The 3,393-nt window shown below is 71.3% G+C and carries 5 protein-coding genes; 4 read left to right on the top strand and 1 reads right to left on the bottom strand.

The window, feature by feature from the left end; translation table 11 throughout:
- The coding region (locus tag ASG00_RS17195; protein ID WP_442922610.1) for a diacylglycerol/lipid kinase family protein at positions 1-559 on the top strand (559 nt) is incomplete at its 5' end.
- A 77-nt stretch (positions 560-636) separates the two neighbouring features.
- Here the strand turns inward: ASG00_RS17195 and ASG00_RS05675 are convergent.
- On the bottom strand, positions 637-1,203 hold the full coding sequence (locus ASG00_RS05675) for a cysteine hydrolase family protein (protein WP_056207506.1): 567 nt from the start codon (positions 1,201-1,203) through the stop codon (positions 637-639).
- 60 nt (positions 1,204-1,263) lie between these two features.
- On the opposite strand from ASG00_RS05675, the gene ASG00_RS05670 reads away from it, so the two are divergent.
- The 3 genes from ASG00_RS05670 to ASG00_RS14860 all read left to right on the top strand — a co-directional run.
- Positions 1,264-1,701: a MarR family winged helix-turn-helix transcriptional regulator gene (locus ASG00_RS05670; RefSeq protein WP_056207504.1), complete on the top strand. Its 438-nt coding sequence runs from the start codon at positions 1,264-1,266 to the stop codon at positions 1,699-1,701.
- Entirely contained in the window at positions 1,698-3,110 is a 1,413-nt protein-coding gene (locus ASG00_RS05665; RefSeq protein ID WP_056207502.1) for an MFS transporter, read from the top strand. The genes ASG00_RS05670 and ASG00_RS05665 overlap by 4 nt, the downstream gene beginning before the upstream one ends.
- A 75-nt stretch (positions 3,111-3,185) precedes the next feature.
- Positions 3,186-3,393 (top strand): hypothetical protein (locus ASG00_RS14860; RefSeq protein WP_235559217.1); only part of this gene is annotated, 208 nt, incomplete at its 3' end.

The following is a 3,393-nucleotide window of genomic DNA, read 5'->3' as shown; positions in this document are numbered from 1 at the left end:
CGACATCGACCGTGACGGAGCGATCGAGACCCACGGGTTCGTCGTGATGGTGGGCTTCGGACTCGATGCCCACATGCTCGCCGAGACCAGCGACGACCTGAAGAAGCGCGCCGGATGGCTCGCCTACGTGGAGGCGATGGGCCGTGCGATCTCGGCGACGGAGCTGGTCGGGGTGACGGCGGTCGTCGACGGTGGGGAGGCGGTCGAGGCATCCGCCCACACCGTGCTGATCGGCAACTGCGGCACCATCCAGGGCGGAATCACCCTGTTGCCCGACGCGGCACCCGATGACGGCACGCTCGACCTCCTCGCCGTCAGCGCGACCGGCATGCTCGAGTGGGCGGCGAACCTGAAGACCGTGGTGTGGGACAACGGTCTGCGTCGCGTGTTCGGGGGTTCCGACGACGCCGTGAGCACGGAGACGATGCGTCACGTGCAGGCGACCCGCATCGAGATCACCCTCGCCGAGCCGCGCGCCTTCGAGATCGACGGTGAGGAGATCGGGGACGTCACCCGCTTCACCGCCCGAATCGATGCGGGTGTGTTGCGCGTGCGCTGAGAGGGCGCCTCGACGTCACCCGCTTCGCCGCCCGCATCGACCCTGGTGTGCTGCGCGCGCGCTGATCGCGCCCGTGCTCACTCCAGGCCGGCGGCCCATTCGGCTGCGGTGACGACGGTGCCCTGGCGGGGGAAGACGCGGGTGAGTAGCAGGTCGGAGAGCTCGGGGTCGCCGTCGCCGCTCGCGTCGGAGAGTACGGTGAGGCCGTAGTCGAGGTCGAACGCCTGGCGGAAGGTCGAGAGCACGACCCCGCTGGTCGAGATGCCCGCGAGCACGAGGTGCGTGACGCCCTGCCCACGCAGCAGCACGTCGAGGTCGCTGCCGGTGAAGGCGCTGTAGCGGCGCTTGGTGACGATGGGCTCGCTCGGCAGTGGTGCGAGCTCGGCGATGATCTGCGTCGCGGGGCTCTGCTCCGTGAGCGCGTCGCCGGCGGCGGCGGCGAGGGCGGTGAAGGCGACGTTGCTCTGCGGCACCTCGGGGAAGCCGGGCCGGAATGCGACGCGCACGAAGAACACCGGGATGCCCTGGCTGCGGGCCGCGTCGAGGGCGGTGCGTGCGGCGGCGAAGATCTCGGGGCTCCCGCCGCGGGCGACGATCGCGGGCTGGAAGTCCATCAGCAGGAGGGCGGGGCGTGAGGTCGTCATGACCACACGATAAACAGGCGAAACTGGTCAGGTCAAACTGATCAGGCTAGACTGTCGAATATGACTGCGCACTCCGCCTCCGCCGTGACCGCCGCCCAGGACATCCGGGTCGCGTTCGGTCGGCTGCGGCGGCGCATGCAGGAGGTCGCCACGGACGACGACATCACGCCCAGCCAGGCATCTGTCATCGTGCGGCTCAGCAAGGGAGAGGCCGCGACTGCCGCCGGTCTCGCCCAGCTCGAGGGCATCCGTCCGCAGTCGATGGCCGCGACGCTCGTGGCGCTCGAGCAGCGCGGACTCATCTCGCGTACCCCCGACCCGACCGACGGCAGACGGCAGGTCGTGACTTTGACCGCCGCCGGGGCCGAGGTCGAGGAGGGCAACCGCGCCGCCCGCGGCGAGTGGATCGTCGGACGACTCGACGAGGTCTGCACCGAGCAGGAACGCCAGCTGCTGATCCGCGCCGCGGCCGTGCTCGACCGGGTCGCCGACCGGTGACCGGCGCCGTCGCCGCACCCGCCGGGCGGCGTCGCCCGCCGGCCGACCGCTTCGACCGTCGGCTGCTGCCGTCGATGATGCTCGGTGCGATCCTCAACCCCATCAACTCGTCGATCATCGCCGTCGCGCTCGTGCCCATCGCGCTGGCCTTCGGCGCCCCCGCGGCCCAGACAGCCTGGCTCGTCTCGGCGCTCTACGTCGCCACGGCGATCGGTCAGCCGGTCGTCGGTCGCCTCGTCGACAGGTTCGGCCCCCGGCCGGTCTACCTCGTGGGCGTCTCGCTCACCGGCATCGCCGGGATCATCGGCATGCTTGCGCCCGCCCTCTGGGTGCTCGTCGTGGCGCGGGTCATCCTCGGATTCGGCACCTGCGCCGGATACCCGTCGGCCATGTCGCTGATCCGACGCGAGAGCGACCGCGCCGGCATCGCCTCGCCCGCCGGTGTGCTGACGGTGCTCTCCGTCTCGACGCAGACGGTCGCCGTCATCGGGCCCACCCTCGGCGGGCTGCTGATCGGCCTCGGCGGGTGGCGGGCGACGTTCGCGGTCAACATCCCCCTCTCCCTCGCGTGCCTCGTGCTCGGAGCCGTCACGCTGCCCCGCGAGCCGCGCAGAGCGGATGCCGCGTCGCAGCGCCGCCCGTTCGACCTGCTCGGCATCGCACTGTTCACGGCCACCCTCGTGACGCTGCTGTTCTTCCTCATGGCGCCGGCGGTCTCGACGCTGTGGCTGCTCGGGGTCGCGGTGGCCGCGGCATGCCTGTTCGCCTGGCGCGAGCTGCGCGCACGCGAACCGTTCATCGACGTGCGGGTGTTCGCCGGGAACGTGCCGCTCATCGTGACGTTCGGGCGCGCGGTGCTCGCCGCGGTCGTGTCCTACGCGTTCCTCTACGGGTACACCCAGTGGCTCGAGGACGACCGCGGGCTCGACCCGACCGCGACGGGTCTGCTGCTGCTGCCGACGTTCGTGGTCGGCATCGCGGTGGCTTCGCTCACCGGGCGCCGCGCCGAGGTGCGCGCGAAGCTGATCGTGGGCGCCGCGGCGCAGCTCGTCGCGTGCGGCATGCTGCTGTTCGCGACGAGCGCGAGCCCGCTCTGGTATCTCGCTGCGATCGGCGTCATCATCGGCATCCCGCAGGGCCTGGTGAACCTCGCCGTGCAGAACGCCCTGTTCCATCAGGCCGACCCCGTCCGCATCGGAGCATCGTCGGGGCTGCTGCGCACGTTCATGTATCTCGGGGCGATCCTCGCGGCTGCGGCATCCGGGCTCTTCTTCCCGGTGCGAGCGGATGACGCGGGGCTGCGCGGGCTCGCGACGGTCATGGTCGTCGCAGCGCTCGTGCTCCTTGCGAGCGCCGTCATGGACCGCTCGCTGGGGAGAGTGGACCGCCTCGCCCGCGGTGCCGCGTGACCCTCGGCGAGCACACGGCTCGCGCATAGGGTGCGGGCAGAACTTGCGCAGACGCTACCGACAGGCTGGGTTGTCGTGCGTGCCGCTGCCCCCTCTGACCGCGTTCCGCGGGTGCGGCTGCGGCGGCTGCTGACCGAGCCGTGGCCCGTGTGGGCCGCCGTGCTGGTGATGACGGCGGCGTCGGCGGTGTTGATGGTGTGGAACCTCGGCCGCGGCGACAACTTCGCGTTCTATGAGTCGGCGGCGAAGTCGATGTCGGAGTCGTGGCGGGCGTTCGTGTTCG

This window comes from Microbacterium sp. Leaf351 (genome assembly GCF_001423825.1).
GTDB classification, from domain to species: Bacteria; Actinomycetota; Actinomycetes; order Actinomycetales; family Microbacteriaceae; genus Microbacterium; species Microbacterium ginsengisoli.
This window is presented reverse-complemented; position numbering and strand designations above follow the sequence as displayed.

Bases quoted from the DNA above. Each gene is read 5' to 3' on its own strand.
- ASG00_RS05675 (WP_056207506.1), bottom strand. From the start codon at position 1,203: ATGACGACCTCACGCCCCGCCCTCCTGCTGATGGACTTCCAGCCCGCG.
- ASG00_RS05670 (WP_056207504.1), top strand. From the start codon at position 1,264: ATGACTGCGCACTCCGCCTCCGCCGTGACCGCCGCCCAGGACATCCGG.